General features: G+C 65.8%; 13 protein-coding genes. 11 read left to right on the top strand and 2 right to left on the bottom strand.

What is annotated here, in order from left to right; all coding sequences use genetic code 11:
* Positions 1 to 46: 46 nt before the first annotated feature.
* From JZ792_RS33700 to JZ792_RS33675, 6 genes are all read left to right on the top strand, one after another.
* Positions 47 to 193, top strand: a complete 147-nt coding sequence (locus tag JZ792_RS33700) for a hypothetical protein (protein ID WP_216916946.1) — start codon at positions 47 to 49, stop codon at positions 191 to 193.
* Positions 178 to 615 (top strand): hypothetical protein, encoded by a 438-nt coding sequence (locus JZ792_RS33695; protein ID WP_216916945.1) that lies wholly within the window; start codon positions 178 to 180, stop codon positions 613 to 615. Before JZ792_RS33700 ends, JZ792_RS33695 begins: the two co-directional genes overlap by 16 nt.
* Positions 616 to 634: 19 nt before the next feature.
* Positions 635 to 1,102 carry a hypothetical protein gene (locus JZ792_RS33690; RefSeq protein WP_216916944.1) on the top strand — a complete coding sequence of 156 codons (468 nt, stop codon included), beginning with the start codon at positions 635 to 637 and terminating at the stop codon, positions 1,100 to 1,102.
* A gap of 229 nt (positions 1,103 to 1,331) precedes the next feature.
* Complete coding sequence (locus JZ792_RS33685) at positions 1,332 to 1,862, top strand: hypothetical protein (RefSeq protein ID WP_216916943.1); 531 nt, start codon at positions 1,332 to 1,334, stop codon at positions 1,860 to 1,862.
* Between the two features lie 132 nt (positions 1,863 to 1,994).
* Complete coding sequence (locus tag JZ792_RS33680) at positions 1,995 to 2,699, top strand: hypothetical protein (RefSeq protein ID WP_216916942.1); 705 nt, start codon at positions 1,995 to 1,997, stop codon at positions 2,697 to 2,699.
* A 402-nt stretch (positions 2,700 to 3,101) separates the two neighbouring features.
* Positions 3,102 to 5,129: an endonuclease/exonuclease/phosphatase family protein gene (locus tag JZ792_RS33675; protein WP_216916941.1), complete on the top strand. Its 2,028-nt coding sequence runs from the start codon at positions 3,102 to 3,104 to the stop codon at positions 5,127 to 5,129.
* A 253-nt stretch (positions 5,130 to 5,382) separates the two neighbouring features.
* On the opposite strand, the gene JZ792_RS33670 is transcribed toward JZ792_RS33675, so the two are convergent.
* Positions 5,383 to 6,135 carry a hypothetical protein gene (locus tag JZ792_RS33670; protein ID WP_216916940.1) on the bottom strand — a complete coding sequence of 251 codons (753 nt, stop codon included), beginning with the start codon at positions 6,133 to 6,135 and terminating at the stop codon, positions 5,383 to 5,385.
* Between the two features lie 423 nt (positions 6,136 to 6,558).
* On the opposite strand from JZ792_RS33670, the gene JZ792_RS33665 reads away from it, so the two are divergent.
* Positions 6,559 to 8,757 (top strand): hypothetical protein, encoded by a 2,199-nt coding sequence (locus tag JZ792_RS33665; RefSeq protein WP_216916939.1) that lies wholly within the window; start codon positions 6,559 to 6,561, stop codon positions 8,755 to 8,757.
* On the opposite strand, the gene JZ792_RS33660 is transcribed toward JZ792_RS33665, so the two are convergent.
* The gene (locus JZ792_RS33660; protein ID WP_216916938.1) at positions 8,754 to 9,293 is read right to left on the bottom strand and encodes a hypothetical protein; all 540 of its coding nucleotides are present in this window, start codon (positions 9,291 to 9,293) and stop codon (positions 8,754 to 8,756) included. The genes JZ792_RS33665 and JZ792_RS33660 overlap by 4 nt on opposite strands.
* 970 nt (positions 9,294 to 10,263) lie before the next feature.
* Between JZ792_RS33660 and JZ792_RS33655 the strand changes: the two genes are divergently transcribed.
* The 4 genes from JZ792_RS33655 to JZ792_RS33640 form a co-directional block, all read left to right on the top strand.
* Positions 10,264 to 11,445: a hypothetical protein gene (locus JZ792_RS33655; RefSeq protein ID WP_216916937.1), complete on the top strand. Its 1,182-nt coding sequence runs from the start codon at positions 10,264 to 10,266 to the stop codon at positions 11,443 to 11,445.
* Positions 11,446 to 11,543: 98 nt separating this feature from the next.
* Complete coding sequence (locus JZ792_RS33650; protein WP_216916936.1) at positions 11,544 to 12,227, top strand: DUF8176 domain-containing protein; 684 nt, start codon at positions 11,544 to 11,546, stop codon at positions 12,225 to 12,227.
* 41 nt (positions 12,228 to 12,268) lie between these two features.
* Entirely contained in the window at positions 12,269 to 14,287 is a 2,019-nt protein-coding gene (locus JZ792_RS33645) for a cutinase family protein (protein ID WP_216916935.1), read from the top strand.
* Between the two features lie 5 nt (positions 14,288 to 14,292).
* Positions 14,293 to 15,369, top strand: a 1,077-nt coding sequence (locus tag JZ792_RS33640; protein WP_216916934.1) for a M23 family metallopeptidase, incomplete at its 3' end; no start/stop codon positions are given.

The following is a 15,369-nucleotide window of genomic DNA, read 5'->3' as shown; positions in this document are numbered from 1 at the left end:
GGGCAGGAGCTGCGCGGGCTTCCTCTCCGCGAGAAAGGTTTCCGGGATGAGCGACCCCGATTCCGACCGCTACCAGCTGCGCAACCACGGCCAAGCCAGGGTCGACGACATCATCGCGGGATGGCGATCCCAGCAAACCGACACCGATCCCAGCCGCGAACACCACAGCGAGAACCAGTGCGACGCCCGGTAACCGCCACGAGCGCGGCGATACTCGCGCTCACCGCCGTCTTCACCTGCGGGACCGGCACCGGTAGCGCGCACGCCGAGAAGTCGTGTGGCTTCGAGTTCACGTTCAGCCAGCCCACAGTTCTGGGGAGCCAGATACTCGGGCGCGGTCTCGCCCAATGCGACGTGACGCCGTCGGAGCATCTGCTCACCCTGTCGCTGGAACGCCAGCAATCCGGGCGCTGGGAAACCATCTCCCACAGGACGACCGGCGCCCTGCCCCCTGGACCGCCGAACTCCCTGTCCTACGAGGTCAGCGCCGCGTGCTACGAAGGGTCGTGGCGGGTGGCGATGAGCGTGACCGGCAGCCTCCAAGGACGGCCGTTCGTGTTCAGCGACCACACCCGAGCGCGCGATATAACCTCCAGCCAATGCCCGAGCCGATAACCGCGAAGAGGAGCAGCCGGTGACCGACAACGAGCCCAACGAGGTCGTCGTGACCCTGCGCCACGTCGATCCCCGATTGGTGGCCGCGCTGTGCCGCGCCGCCGAGCTGGCCGCCGAACACGGTCACTGGCTCGGCCGCGAACACCTGATCGCCGCCCTGACCGACAACACCCGCGGCGAGCAGACCCTGTTCGAGAAATGGTGGCCACGCCACGGAACCGAACAACCCGACCCCTACAACGGCTACCCGAACGACGACCCGGCCACGCAGTTTCGCCCGATCACCGCACCCGAATTGCACACCGTCGCCCAACAGATGATCCCGCCGACAGCACCGAACGTTGCCCCAACCGCAGGCGGCCCCACCGTGGACTACACCGTCAGCGGCCCTGACGGACCCGCATACCGAGCACTCATCGAAGGCCCTGACCCCACCACCATCGACCGTCCCCGACGCTACGCCGACTACCGACCCGACAACAACTAGCGCTTCACGCAGGTGCGATCCGATACCGATGGATCGATCGTCGCCACTACAGAATCAGCCTCGCCCACCCGGTGCCAAAGCGAACGAGGTTGTACCATAGGAGGATTCGCGCGAGTCGGGGGGTGTCGTGGACAGTGCAGCGATCGTGCGGGGCAACCACGCGGACCGTAACCGTTTCGCTGCCCCGTGCAGTCGATGCTCGGTACTGATCCGTCCCGATTGCGGGATAGTGCACGGTAGCCCCTCTGCGGCACGGGAACTGCTGTGCACGACCTGTCTGGCATTGCATTTCGACCACGATGCCGACATCCCGGCGACCACACACGGCGCCGCGCACTGGGTGACGATCCTGGTACTCGGCCTCACCCGCGACTGCTGGCGCTGCACCCGACCTGTGATCTGCGTGTCGGGGTTGTATCCGCACTATCCCGCAGCGGAATTCCGGCACCTGATCACCACCCAAGACCAAAGCGGCGCGCTGCTGAGCGTCGCGGCGACCTTGCTCGACCGGATCGGACGCCGCGACATCACCGCCACCATCGGCCGCGTCTACAGCAGAACCCTTCAGGCATGGACCATCGCGGTGACCTGCCCGCACTGCGGAGCGTTGCAGGGCAATTTCCCCGTCGGCGAGGAAACCATGGACCGCGTCCTCGCCGCAGGCATTACCGGACTCGACGTGCTCGGCCATGTTCCCTGCCCGACCCAGGAATGGCAGACGATCGTCTACTACCCATCCTTCGGGTCCCTCGGATTGTGAACCTTCTCCCGCCTGTGGAGCGGCTGTAGGTTCACCGCCCCGGACGACAGCCCGTGTCGAACACCAAGGGCACGAGACGCCACCCGTCGAGTCGGACGTGCAGCGCGCTGCACCCGTGTCACCATTGTCGGCGTGGCCGCGAGAATCGATTGGCAGAAGCATCTCGACGAGCTCGCGCTAGTTGAGTTCGAGGAGGTGTCCCCGGAGGAGGAACAGGCAAGGGCCAGAGACGAAGCCGCCGCCCGAGCGAAGCGGCATGCTCGCGGGCATCTCTATGTTCTGCCGGTCGGTGCGGAGTACGTGAAGATCGGACGGATTCTCGACCCGAGGCGCATCCCGGCCTTGAAGAACGTCTACTGGACCCGCTACGAGTTGGTGATCGGCGAACCTTGGGTCTCGGACCCGATCTCGCATACCAAACCCGAACACGGCGGGGATTCGGATCTTCAGCGATTGAAGGACATGCTCCTCGCCTACGCCGATGAGCGCTCTGATCAGCAGCGACCGACGTTCACCAACGACGCCTCAGGGTTCAGGCGAAACGAATTCGACCTGTACCACACCGATTTCGAGCCGATCCGAGATCACGCCATCGAGCTGACAACCCACGCCGATACCTACCTCGCCCGCCAGGGGGGAGACGAAATCGACACACGAGTCCGACGTATGACCTCTTCATTCGAGCGCGCGTTCGGCCCGCAGGGACGGTTTCCCTCGGGGTTGAGCCCCGCGGAGCCCGCCACCCCCGAATCGGCGACACCGCCACCATCCAGCCGAGGACAGCAGTGGAGCCGGATCTTCAAACGCTGGCCGTTCTTCACAGCGAAGAACAAGTAGCAGATCTTCTGCCTGCGGAGCACCGTGTGTCCGCCGCCTCAGGTCGGGCAGGACCACCCGAATGACCGAGAACGGCCCGCCGCTCGGGCGGTCTTGGGGCCCAAGGGGCTCATCGACCGCGCGGGAATCGTTGTTCTGCTCGCCCAAGATGCGTTTTGCTCCACCACCGCATGCGTCCGGTGCAGGCCAGTGTGCGACGTCGTGTCCCAACTCGCACGCCCTGAATGTCACCGAGTCATCGACTGATCAGTCAGGATGTTGAAGACACACCGAACATAGCTGAGGTTTGATCGCTTCGCCTGACAGAAGATCTGATCCGGCGGAGACTTACCTACGTACCGATTGAGGGCAACTTCGATTTCGGCTCAACGTTCCGGAGGAATAATGCCTGCTTTGAGAATCATGACATTCAATGTTCAGGCTCTGCCGCTTGTTGTTGCCGTCGCCGGGGGGCAGAGTGATGATTCTGGCGAAAGGGCAAGGCGGGTCGCCGATGCGATACTGTCGTTACCTGCTGGCACGGAGCCTGACGTCATTGCATTCAATGAAGTATTCAACGACGACGCGCGAGAAGAACTTCTCTCGCGCCTTTCCGGCTGGTCGAATCGCGTCGAGAAGATGGTCGATGATCAATTCGCGTGGAATGCAGGGCTGATGCTCTTCAGCCGCTATACTTTCTTGCCGTTGCGGACCGGTGGCCCTCTCTACGAGAGGTACTACTCGAGCAGTGCCGATACTGATGCGCTTGCGAGCAAGGGGGTCGGCATCGTACAGATCGAAACTCCCACAAGACCGACAACGATCGCTTTCACCCATATGCAGGCCTCTTACGCGAGCGAAGACGAGTACAGTGAAGTGCGGCGCGACCAGTTCGATGCGATCAATGAGGCGCTGACAGATCTATTTGCTGGCGATGATTCTCTTTTCAGCAATGTCATTCTACTCGGCGACCTTAACGTCCGAGGCGATCCAGCCGCTACGTCGGGTGAGTGGGGCTCCGTATTCGAGAATTCGAGCACCCCACTTTTCGACCACCTACTCGATGGCTGGCGGCAATACATGCATCCCCCGGCGACCAATCTCCAGCCGGACCCCGGGCTCACAAACATCAATTTCGAAAACCCTGCACAACGCCAGCGCCTCGACTATATGTGTTTCGGACGCCCGGATCGTGCAGACTTCGCACTGGTACCGCAACATATGTTTACGCGGCTACGCAGTCAGTCCGACCACTTCTCTCTAGAAGCAGTGGTACAGCGGTTTTCTGAAAACTGTACTCCCTCGGAAGCTATCGAATTCCTCGCTCTCACACCAACCAGCACCGGACCGGGCCAGCCGTCGACCCTTCGCCAGCGCGAACTAACCTTCGCCTTCGATGGAAGTTATCAGTGGTTGTTCGTCGGTGAACCTGGCACTTACACCGTGTTCGCTTCCCCTGATGTCCTGTTCGACCTGTACTTTCAGTCGAACCTCACAGATCGCATCTATCGCATAGACGTGACCGTGCTGGAGCAATTGCCTGACGCTTTAGTAGCCGGACTTCGGGACAGCACTATGGATCCACGGGGCAGCACGTTCGTGTGCCGGGAGCCCTTCTTTGTTGCGGCTCGGCATCGGACGGCCGAACCCGGCACAGGATCCATAGTGCTGGTCGAGCACCGCGGTGAGACGCCAGGACTGGCGATCGGACTGGAGCTCCACACGACAATTTCCTCCGGCTTTCCATCTGGACAGAAGTTGGGAACTGACGACGTTTGCTGGTTCAGGGCCACGATGCCACGCACCATCAGCGGGGTCGCACGGCCGGAAACATTCACGATTCAGAACCCAACCAACGGCACTGTTACCGCTCGCCTGCGAGATGCCGCCCAGGTCGAAACCGACTCACCCACCTCTGGCGGGCACGGAGAATTCGAAGTAGTCAAGACTGCTACAGGGGACGAGTTCGTCTACTTGACACTCGAGCGTAGTTCCGTTAAACATTCCGGGTTCACGGTCACATGGACGTCGCCGGTGTCCTACCTCGATCTAAATAAACCATTCTTCTTATTTGTCAACGATGAGTCCGGCGTCGACTCACCGGGAGCAGACGAACCCGAGCTTCGAATTTGGCTCGACACAATCGAGATCTTCAACGGGACTTGGGATGACGCCGACACCGGAGAACGATGGCCAGGCCTTGCTGAGGCGGTTCGCGCCAGAATCGCGCTGCTGATGCCTGCGGTCTCCAAGGTTGGATTCACTAAAGAACTGCTCGTGAGTTGTATCGAGCCAGACACGGGAATCGCGCATGGCTCCCAAGTATGGGTGATAGCGCCACTTTCACCGTCCGAACTCGACACCGTTGACCGCGTAACGAACATGCCGATCGTCGACCCAGTCAAGGACGGACGGTACAGCTTATGGTGCACATTGACTCGTTTCCCGTAGTCAAGCGCTGGATATGTGTCGACCGATATCGCGGCCGGGCAGCAACAACGGAGTCGGTGTGCGCTTCATCGGCCGCAGGGAGCCCTGAGCACGCTATAGGTTGCTCAGGGAGCAGATGGGCGTGGCGGTAATGAGGTGCGGTCGGATCGGATGATTCCACGAAGTCGTGCCGCGGTATTCGCGGGAGCGCGCTGGAAGTCGAAATCGATGACCGACGCCAGAACCGCAGCCGTAACCGTAGCGGACACAGTTGTCATGAGACCACCCGAATGACCGAGGGCAGCCCGCCGCCTTGGGCGTGACTTGGGCCCATGGCTGCCCATCCGCGACCGCGTTGCGCGTTGTCGGCCGCGCGTGCCAGCACTTCGGTCAGCGCCTCGTCCCAGGTGCTACACAGCACGCTCGGTTCCCAAATGGCTCCGTACACTTGCCATTCCACGCTGATCGGGACGGTTGCGGAGTCGTGGATGCCGAGCAGGTGTCCACGGATTTCCCCGAGGATCGGCCAGTCGGTCCCACCGTTGGTGTGGCTGTAGGCCACGATCCGGTGAGCGCTGGACGGCGCCCAAGTGTCGAGGAAGCCCCGCGCCGGGTCGGGAGGCGCGATGTCTGCCGGACACAGAACCACAGCACGCCCGGCACTGATCGGCACCGGCGCGTGGTGTCCTGTGATCGCCTGCACCGCACTCAAGATCGCGCGGTTGCTTCGCTCGGCGCGGCTGGTAGGGCGATCGGACAGGATGATGTGTGCCTCGGCGTTGCGCAGCGCTGTCGGCCGGTCCGAACCGATCGGCTCGGGGTAGATCGTGGTCGGGTGGCGGGGTTGGGGATCGCGGAGGTACCAGCCGGATGGAGGCTCCGAATGGCCGGGACCGGCCGTGGTCCTGAACTCGATGCGCGCCCTTCGGCCGCAGTAGAGCGTGGTCCAGGCTTCGACCCCCGCGGCGGCCGAGGTCGGATCCGCCGTCCAGTCCAACACCTGCCCGAACCATCCAGCCCAGCTCACAGGCGCAGTCTCTCACCCGACACCGACAAATGTGGTTCCAGAAGGCTCGGGTGCTGGTGACGGCTCGGTCGGTGACGCTCCGCGGCTGATGGTCACGTCACAGCGGGATGGTCGTTCGGCGTGTTCATTGCGCGGGCGGCGGATTGCGGCATAGTCTGCATTTCGCGCCCCCGGTCGGTTTCGGTGGGTTTCCCGGTATCTCGCTGGAGGCGGATCCGGATGTAGCGCCACTGTCCCTGTCCGCGGTGATCGCCTCAGGCCAGAAGTGGTTTCGCCCCATCGAGCATTTGCTCGCACACGCCTCGTCCACATCGGTGGGATCCGCCGGGCATCTTCCTCGGCCGCGTCTTGATCGCGCGGGAGTTCCCGGGTGGTTTCGACAGTCGTCGCGTATGGCGAGCCAGCACAGAGCGGACCTACGCCATGACCATGCCCACCATCGAGCCGGTGCGCTACCGAGCCGTGCTGACCGCACCCGGCGAGCAGCCCGATCGGGCCCTTGCCACCGAGGAACTCCAGACCCCGGCCCAAGCACGCGGATGGGTGCGTGCGTGGCTCGCTCACCCCGCGCAGCAGCATGCCGCCACACGGGCCGGGATCACCCAATTCCGGGTACGGATCATCGACACCGTGCCCATCGCACACATGTCCCCGGTCATCTACGACTTCACCGGGACTACGACAGAAGTAGCCGCGGCACTCGCCGATACCGCGTCCACAGTGATCGTCGACGACGTGCGTTCCGGGCGGCGCCCTCTGGACGCCGCCGCTATCGTGCCACCTTTGGTGCGGCTCTACGAGCACGTCACCGCCGAAGTAGTGCGCTCACCCGAGGACGGTCAACTCGCCGCGAAGCGTCTGCTGCTGCGTAGCGATCTGGCGATGACGATCGACGGTCTCGAACCCGCCCAGCGCCACGCCACGCTGAATCGGGTCGCTGTACTCGACCTGGTCCCCCTGGCCAGCCCGACGGGCCGGTTCACAGCCGCCTTCGATGTGCTCGAAGCAGATTCGGGCGTCCTCAACCGTCCCATGCACAGAACCCGATTCGTTGCGGTAGCCGAGCAGCGGTTCGACAGTCGCGCCCATGCCCGTGAGTATCTCCGCCTGCTCGGTGAAACCTATCCGGGCGACCGTTTGGTTCGAGCCAGGCTCACCGAGGCCCGGCCCGACGGTGGAACGAACTCGATCGCGATGCAGGGCGAGGCCGACAAGGTTATCCAGGACTTGCTGAACCCGCGCGGGTTCGCGTTCGACGGCACCCTGATCACCGGTCTGGAAGGAGTCGACAAGACCCGAGTCGCTGAGCTGGTTCGTCGATACGACCTGGCGGCCAACGACTCACCCAACTACCAGTTCATCCAGGAGACGGCCGACGGGGTAGCGATGCGCCGCCACTACGTGCCTTCGCCCTACAGCATGGTGGGCATGGAACTGGCGCACATGCTGACCGATCCCCGCATGGCCGCCGAATTGAAGGCCAATCGAGAAGTGCTGGCCCGCATCGATCTGGGGCTACGCACCCACCACAACGTCGCCGTCGATGTGCCCGCGGTCGCGTCCTCGGGTTTCATGGGTGCCGAGATACAGGTCGCGCTCACCCAGCACCGCGACTTGCAGCAGCTGCGACGCGACGAACTACGCCGCACCCCGGCTCAGGTCTCCGCGGCCGACATCGAGCAGATCGGGACGCAGATCACCGAGATCCGTGACCGGATCCATGCTCTGCTGTCACATCCGAGTCTGACCGTGACCGAACGCATCATGGTGCTGGAAGACATCGCCCGCGCGGACAGATCACCCGAATCCAGCTACGCCGAAGTCTTCACGCTACCGAGTGCCGAAGCGCTGGCCAAGCGCGCCGAGCTGTTGGTCGCGCAACCAACCGCCACCGATCCGGCGACGCGCGGTCGCGACATCGATGATCTGTTGAGGCTGTACCAGCTGGCCAGAGTGGTCGGTGTCGACTCCTCACCCGGGGAGCAATTCGACCTGCATAAGACTCAGTTCGCTCTGCATAGGCATCTCGAACTGCGCATCGCCACCCATCCGGGACTGCTGCCCGGTGAACGCACGGTCCTGCGGTCGCAGATGATCAGTGTCGGGCACGACTCGTACCACGAGCTGCTCTCCCAACGCGCCGAGCATATCGCCGACCCGGTTCCTGCCGAACGACTTCTGCCGGTCGCCGTCGATGCCATCGACAACTATCGGGTGTCCTTCGACGACCCGAACCAACCGGGTCGGCGCGTCGTTGTCGGCACCGAAAAAGGCCGTTGGGTCGCCCGCAACTACGTGCCCTACCCGGGAGCGCCGCAGTGGAAACTCGCCGATGGTGCCGCGGCATTCCCCGATCACCGTGCCATGATCGCTGCTCTGGCCGAGGGAGTCCTCTACCCGGGCAAGCACGGCACACAGAGAATGGGCCCGGTCCGCGTGCCCGCCAAGATCGTCGACCGCCTCAGTGAGGTCCACAAGTTGCAGTCCGACCTCGCCGGGGGACAATCTCCGACGAGTTCGCCGCGCCCGAGCAATCCTCCGGTGCGCAGAACCGCCGCGCAGCGCGTCCAAGCACTGCGTCAACAGCCCCGTAAGGGGCCCAGACACCGTCGGCTCGGCTAATCGGTTGCGGGCCTTCGCCAACCGTGTCGAGCGAATACGGCATGCAATTCCTCGGGGGTGGTGGCCGTGTCGGGGGCCAGCAGGGTCGCCAGCTCCGGGGTGAGCGGCCAGACCCGCGCCGGCGCGGCATCGAGGTGTGCCTCCTGCTCGTCGATGGGCAACTGCCATGCCGAGGCCGGATCGAGCACGATCATCGAGGTTCGCTCACGCGGGGCCGGACCGCCGTCGGGCTGTCCCAGCAGGACAAAGACGAAGACCCCGGTGAAGTCGAGTTGGTCTCGCACCACTCGGATCGTGTCGCGGGGGGCGGATTTGACCATGACCGGCAACGTCCACGCCGGTTGCGGGTCTGCCACGATCGCATGAAAACCAGCAGCGTGGTTGCTGGAATCGGTCACGACCAGCCCGGCGCGTGTGCACCAGTTCGCCATCAGCGAGGCAGTGATGTTTTCGACCTGACCAGCTTCGAAGGTCGGGCCGCCCCAACGGGTCTCGGCTTCTTGCCGCGCGGAAGTGCCGTTGTCTACCAATTCCATCCCCTATGAGTGAATATCGAAAATCGCGGACTCAACGTAGTACAAATACCTGTTCGAAGGAAAAAGGGGGCGCGACGCGCACGGGTCAGCAGCCACAGGGATCGTATTTCGCGTGTAGCACCGACCGGGACTCGCTGAATGTTTCAGCGGCGGAGGGGGATACACGAGGTTCACGGTCATGCTGTTCAGCATGAATATTCTTCATTCGCAATTCGTCGGAGAAACTCCGGCGCTGCCTCCTCGGGGGGGTAGGAGGCAGCCCCGGCACGAAAACTCCGGGTAACCGTCCGGGGTCGAACCCAGTGGTTGAGTTTCCGTCTTCTTCGGCAGGAAAGGGGGGTGTTCCTGCCGATCACAAATCTAGCCGAACACGTAGGTGCGGTGTCAATATCGGCAATCCACCCTATTTGGGTGGATTTGTCGGTATGCCTATTGCGGTCGCGTCGACCCGGTCCACAATCCACCCAATCTGGGTGGATTTCACCGCGACTCTGCTCGCACACCCGCTTCCGGCAGGTGCGCCGGATCCGATGCGGGCACACCGCTTCACAGGCACGTTGTCCCTGGTCGAGGCGGCAAGCGGTAGCGCCGAGGAACCACGTCTGACGCATATGTTGGTTTCCTGGTGGCGATTCGCCGGTGCTGGAGGGGAATCGGTTGCGGTGTCGGGCGGCGACGCGCCGTCGCAGGTCGTTGCACAAGCGTTGTCGGTCGCCCTAAGCTGCGGATGCGCCCCTTTGTGAAGGTTGTGGGGTTTCCCGGTGTCTCGCTGGTGGCGGAACCGGATGTAGCGCTGCTGCATATTTCGGTGCCTGTCGCCGGGTTGCCGCAGTTTCGAATCGAGTCGACTTCCGTGCGCGTGTGCGTCGCGGACAGGCCACGGATCGGTGTAAACGCACCCCAATTCCTCGATGGTCTCGGCTGGATTCGTGCTCGGCATCCGAACGAATGACACGAGGGGCACCCTTTGATGAACGATTCCTTCCACCGTCGGCTGCGGCGCGCGGTACTGATCGGCGCGCTGCCGGTCGCGATGGCCGTGGCCATGTCCGGTACCGCGGTGGCCGATCCCGGCCAGGCCGGGGTGACGCCGGGTCAGGCCGGGATCACCACACCCGAGCAACCGGCCCCACCCCCGCCACCGCCGCCGGTGCCCGATCAGGGGTTGGCCGCGTTCGTGCCGGATCCGCCGCCGCAGTCGGTGCCCGATCGGCCGACACCGCAACCCCAACAGCGCCTGCGCGCGCCCGCACCGGAACCGGTCGTCGTGGTGCCCGAGTCCGAGGACACCGACCTGGAGACCCTCGACGGCGGCGGCGAACTCGTCATCGAGGAACCCACCCCCGAGCTGGCACCGCCGGTTCCCGCGGGGCCGCGCACGATCCGCGCCGGTGACGCCGAATTCGTCGTTCCGGACTTCGTCGATATCTACCTCGAGGAAGACATCGAGGCGTGGTTGCGGTGGATCGAGACCGAGATCGCCATCCGCTACGACGGGCTCGGGGTGCCGCGCGAGGAATCCGACCGCCGCGCCCTGTCCACGGTCGCCGGGGGCGCTGGTGGCGCCTACCTCGGCGCCGAAGTCGTTGGCGTGCCCGGCGGCATCATCGGCGCGGTCGGCGGTGCCGGTGTCGGCGCGCTGATCGGTGCCGGTGTCGGTTCCCTCGCCGGTGGAATCGGCGCGATTCCCGGTGCGTTTGTCGGCGCGTCGATCGGGATCCCGGTCGGTGCGGCCGTGGTCGGTGTTCCCGCCCTGATCGGCGGAGCGATCGTGGGTGGCATAACCGGTGCCGGGTTCGCGGCCGCGATCGGCGCGTCCACCGACACCACCCCGGTGCCCACGCCTCCGCCGCTCACCGAACTCGGCGCACCCCCGCCGCCGGAACCGGGCCCCGAACCCGAATCCGAGCCGGTGCAGCAGATCGCCGCCTTGCAGGAATGCGACGCCGCTCCGATCGCGGCCCCCGAACCGATCCCGGCACCGATGCCCGATCCCGGCACCGACATCGTCGCCCAGGTGATCGACACCGCCGCGGGTGTCGTCGATGCCGTCGTCGATGCCGCGACCGGCGCGGTCGGTGCGGTGTTGGATGCCGCGACCCATCTACTGGCACCGCCCCCGCCGCCCGGCGGCGGCGTCGGCGTGTCCTGAGCGATGCGGGCAGGCGGGCAGTGATGGGCAGTTCAGCGAGATCCGAGCCGTTCTGGGATGACCTGGATATCGGGGACACCGACCCGATCCCTGTATCGGTGAGGGCACCGGTACAGGCGATGGTCCACGCCTATCCCGCACGCCCGCACACCGATTGGGCCGACGGCCTCGAAGAACATCTCGAACGCACCATCCAGACCGCCGCGCCCCGTCGCCGTCGCCCGCGCCGTGGACACCTCGTGCTCGCGGCGGGCGCGGCGATCACCGCCATGATCGTCGCGCTGTTGTCGAGCGGCGACCCGGCCACGAGCGACCCGGCCGCCACCGGGACCGACTCGGTCAGCCTGGTGCCCGCCACCCCCGCGCCCCCGAGTCCGGTGACGCTGTTGCCGGGTTCAGCGGGCGCGGCGGCCGGGTCCGATTGCCCCGCCCGGGTGGAGGGGGACACGGTGACCAGTGCCGAGCGGGGCGACACCGACTCCGGGCCCGGAGTGATCCTGGCGTTCGAATCGGCCTACTACCTCGACCGCAGTGGCGCCAAGGCACGCGGTTTCACCACCGGGGACGCCGCGTTGCCCTCGGCGGCCGCGATCCAGACCGGGATCGATTCGGTGCCGCGCGGCACCACCCATTGCGTGCGGATCGCCCCGGCCGGGCCGGGGGGTTGGGCGGTGGATCTGAGCGAACAACGCCCCGGCCAACCCACCCAGGTCTACCGCCAAACCATCACCACCACCAGCCACGACGGCCGCGTGCTGATCACCGGGATCGCCATCCGATGACCACCACGACCGCAATCGGCTATCGCGCAAGGAGTTCGGGCATGAGCATCCTCAGACGAGCCCAGATTCTCGGTGTGGTCACCGCCGGGATCGTCGCGGCACTGTGCGGATCGGGCCCCGCGCTCGCCGCCCCCGCACCCACGCAGCCCGGAGTGGCCAGCGCAGACACTGGCTGTCCGGCGGTGGCGGGGATCTTCATGCCCGGTACCTGGGAGACCGACGAATCCGCCGATCCGAGCCGTCCGCGCGGGCTGCTCGCCCCGGTCGCGACCTCGCTCGAACAGCAATTCGGGTCCCAGTTCGAGGCGGTGTTTCCCGCCTACGCCGCGCGCGCGATGGACGGAATGCTCTACGGCGACAGCCAAGCCCAGGGCCTCAGCGCCGCCAAGGCCGCGGTCACCGAGATCGCCGCGCGGTGCAAGTCGACGAAATTCCTGCTGTCGGGCTACTCCCAGGGCGCCGACGTCGCCGGAGATCTGGCCTCGGCGATCGGGTGTCGTTCCGACCCGATCCCGGCCCAGCGGGTGCTGGCGGTCGGGTTGGTCGCCGACCCGAAACAGGGCACCAGCGGCGGGAAACTGGTCGGCCCGACCGTGTCGGGCACCGGGATCCGCGGCACCCGCACCGAAGGCTTCTGCGCCCTGAGCGCGGTCACCGCGCAACTGTGCGAAACCGGCGACAAATACTGTGCCACCGACGCCGCCACCAACCCGATCCTGGCCGGACTCGGAAAAGTCCTGTCCCAACCCGGCACCAGCACCAGCCCCACCAACAGCGGCCGCGTCGGCAGCACCGGCAGCGGTCCGACCGGCTCCACCCCCGATTCCAGTGCGGGGTCCTCGCAGCTGACCCGGTCCTTGGATGCGGGATTCAGCGGTGAGGATCTGACCACGCTGCCCGCCCGGATCGAGACGTTGACCGCGCAAATGCGCACCGGGGGCGGCGCGACCGGTGATCTGGCCGAAACCGCCGACTCGGTGGCCACCCTGCTGGCTCGCCTCGGTGATCTGGGGGAGTGGTCGGGCGCGAACCCCTCGGTGCAGCAGCAGCTTTCGACCGGCGATGCCGGGTCGGCGCAGCAGGCGGCGGCGAAGGTGTTGACCGCGGTGCAGGGCATGGACCTCGACGCCGCGCTGTCGGCGCTGTCCACCATCACCGGTCGTCTGGCCGCCGGGACGAGCGCCGCCGGTTCGGATTCGGGTCTGGGCGGGGCACTGGATGCGTTGGTCTCGGCTACCGCGGGGTTGACCGGTACCGGCACCGACGCCCTGGGCCAAGCCGGGAAGGTGCTCTCGCTGCTCAAACCCAGCACTCTGATCAGCCAGGTGACCACCGTGGCCTCGAACACGATCGATTTCGCGGCCACGGTGCCGCAGATCCTGGACACGGTGCGTCGGATCGGGACCGCGGTCACCGACCCGTCCACCGATCTGGGCGGCAAGGTCCGTGCCGTGCACCAGGTGTTCGCCGACCTCAACCAGCTGTGTCAGCCGCTGGTGCGCATGGCCGCGGGCATCGACCTGTCGATGGTGTCGGGACTGTTGGGACTGATCCCCGACCCGCACGGCATCGCCCAAACCGCGTCCCTGGTCCTCGGGGTTCTCGACAACCTCGACGTCATCGGGCTCGCACGACAGGTCGGCGCGCTACAGGAGAACCTCTGGGGGATCCTGGAAGCGATCACCGGCGGCGGGGACCTGCTGGCACTGGGCGCGAGATTCGCCGAACTCGGCCAGACATTGCTCGGTTTCGCGGGTCTGGCGTTCGACACTCTGACCGGCAACGCCACCAAGACCTCCCCGCAGCTTCTCGACACCGCGATCAACACCACCGGCGCCTCCGATCTGACCGGGATCACCGCCGCGTTGACCAGCTCCGAGACCGCCCAAGACGCGGATGCGTTGGCGCAGTTGGTCTCCGAGGGCATCGACGCCGCCACCTTCTACACCTCCGGCGCGCACCAGTCCTACGACAGCTACGTCGTCGACGACGCCGGGCGCACCGCGCTGGTGTGGCTGGCCGATTGGTTCGCCAACCGCATCCGCCAGGTCGGGGCGTAGCGCCGATGAGCGAGGCCGAGCAGAACAACAGCGGGCGGGTGTGGCTGGCGGCCGCGGTCCCGGTGCTGCTGATCGGCGTGTTCGTCGTGGCTCTGTCCGGAGACCGCGACGAACCCGACCCGGGGTGTCTGCCCAACATCCCCGTCGCCCCTGGTGGGCCCGGTGTCGATGCCTCGACGGTGTGGCCGATCGCGGCGAAGGTGTTCTCTCCGTTCGGGCAACGCGAGGACGAGTTCCACAAAGGGGCGGACTTCGCCGCACCGATCGGCACCGAGATCGTGTCGGCCACCAGCGGCAAGGTCGTCGCGGTCGGGCCCGCGAGCGGCTTCGGGAACTGGATCGTCATCGACACCCCCACCGACACCACTGCCACCGGTGGGGCGCAGGTGATCTCAGCGGTCTACGGGCACATGTTCGACACCGGGATCAAGGTGAGCCTGGGCCAGTACGTCACCGCAGGCACCCCGATCGCCCAGGTCGGCAACGCCGGGGAATCCAGCGGCCCGCACCTGCATTTCGAGATCGTGCCCGGCGGGCGACTCTCCGGCGGCACCGCCATCGACCCGGTCGGATGGCTGAGCGAACACGCCGGACCACAACCCGACACCAACGCCCCCGACGGCGGCCCCGCCGCGCCGGTGCTCGTCGCGCACTCGACATCGACGCTGCCGCCGCAGACCAAGGGCAGCGAGGACCATCTGCAAGTCGACGCGATTCGTCTGCTGCGTGCGCTGGCGGTGACGTTTCCGCAGATCACCCGATTCGAGAACTGGCGCGAGGCCGACGATATCGGTGAACATCCCGCCGGGCGCGCTGTCGATGCGATGATCCCGGACTACGACACCCCCGGGGGCCAGGCCCTCGGTGACCAGGTCGTGGCCTACGCCCACGCCAATGCCGCCGCCTTCGGCCTGGTCTACACGATCTGGCAACGCCGCTACACCCCCGTCGACGGCACACCGAACCTGATGCCCGAGACCGGTGACCGCACCGCCGATCACTTCGACCACGTCCACCTCACCGTTACCGGCGGCGGCCTCCCCGCCCCGGACCTGTCTCTTATACAACTCTCCCAGCCCACG

This window comes from Nocardia noduli (assembly GCF_019038455.1).
Taxonomy (GTDB): domain Bacteria; phylum Actinomycetota; class Actinomycetes; order Mycobacteriales; family Mycobacteriaceae; genus Nocardia; species Nocardia noduli.
Note: the sequence above shows the minus strand (reverse complement) of the source record. Positions and strands in the feature narration are given on the sequence as shown.

What these genes read in the sequence shown, in the direction of transcription:
- JZ792_RS33700 (WP_216916946.1), top strand. Translation starts at nt 47, where the DNA reads ATGAGCGACCCCGATTCCGACCGCTACCAGCTGCGCAACCACGGCCAA.
- JZ792_RS33675 (WP_216916941.1), top strand. Translation starts at nt 3,102, where the DNA reads ATGACATTCAATGTTCAGGCTCTGCCGCTTGTTGTTGCCGTCGCCGGG.
- JZ792_RS33665 (WP_216916939.1), top strand. Translation starts at nt 6,559, where the DNA reads ATGACCATGCCCACCATCGAGCCGGTGCGCTACCGAGCCGTGCTGACC.
- JZ792_RS33660 (WP_216916938.1), bottom strand. Translation starts at nt 9,293, where the DNA reads ATGGAATTGGTAGACAACGGCACTTCCGCGCGGCAAGAAGCCGAGACC.
- JZ792_RS33655 (WP_216916937.1), top strand. Translation starts at nt 10,264, where the DNA reads ATGAACGATTCCTTCCACCGTCGGCTGCGGCGCGCGGTACTGATCGGC.
- JZ792_RS33645 (WP_216916935.1), top strand. Translation starts at nt 12,269, where the DNA reads ATGAGCATCCTCAGACGAGCCCAGATTCTCGGTGTGGTCACCGCCGGG.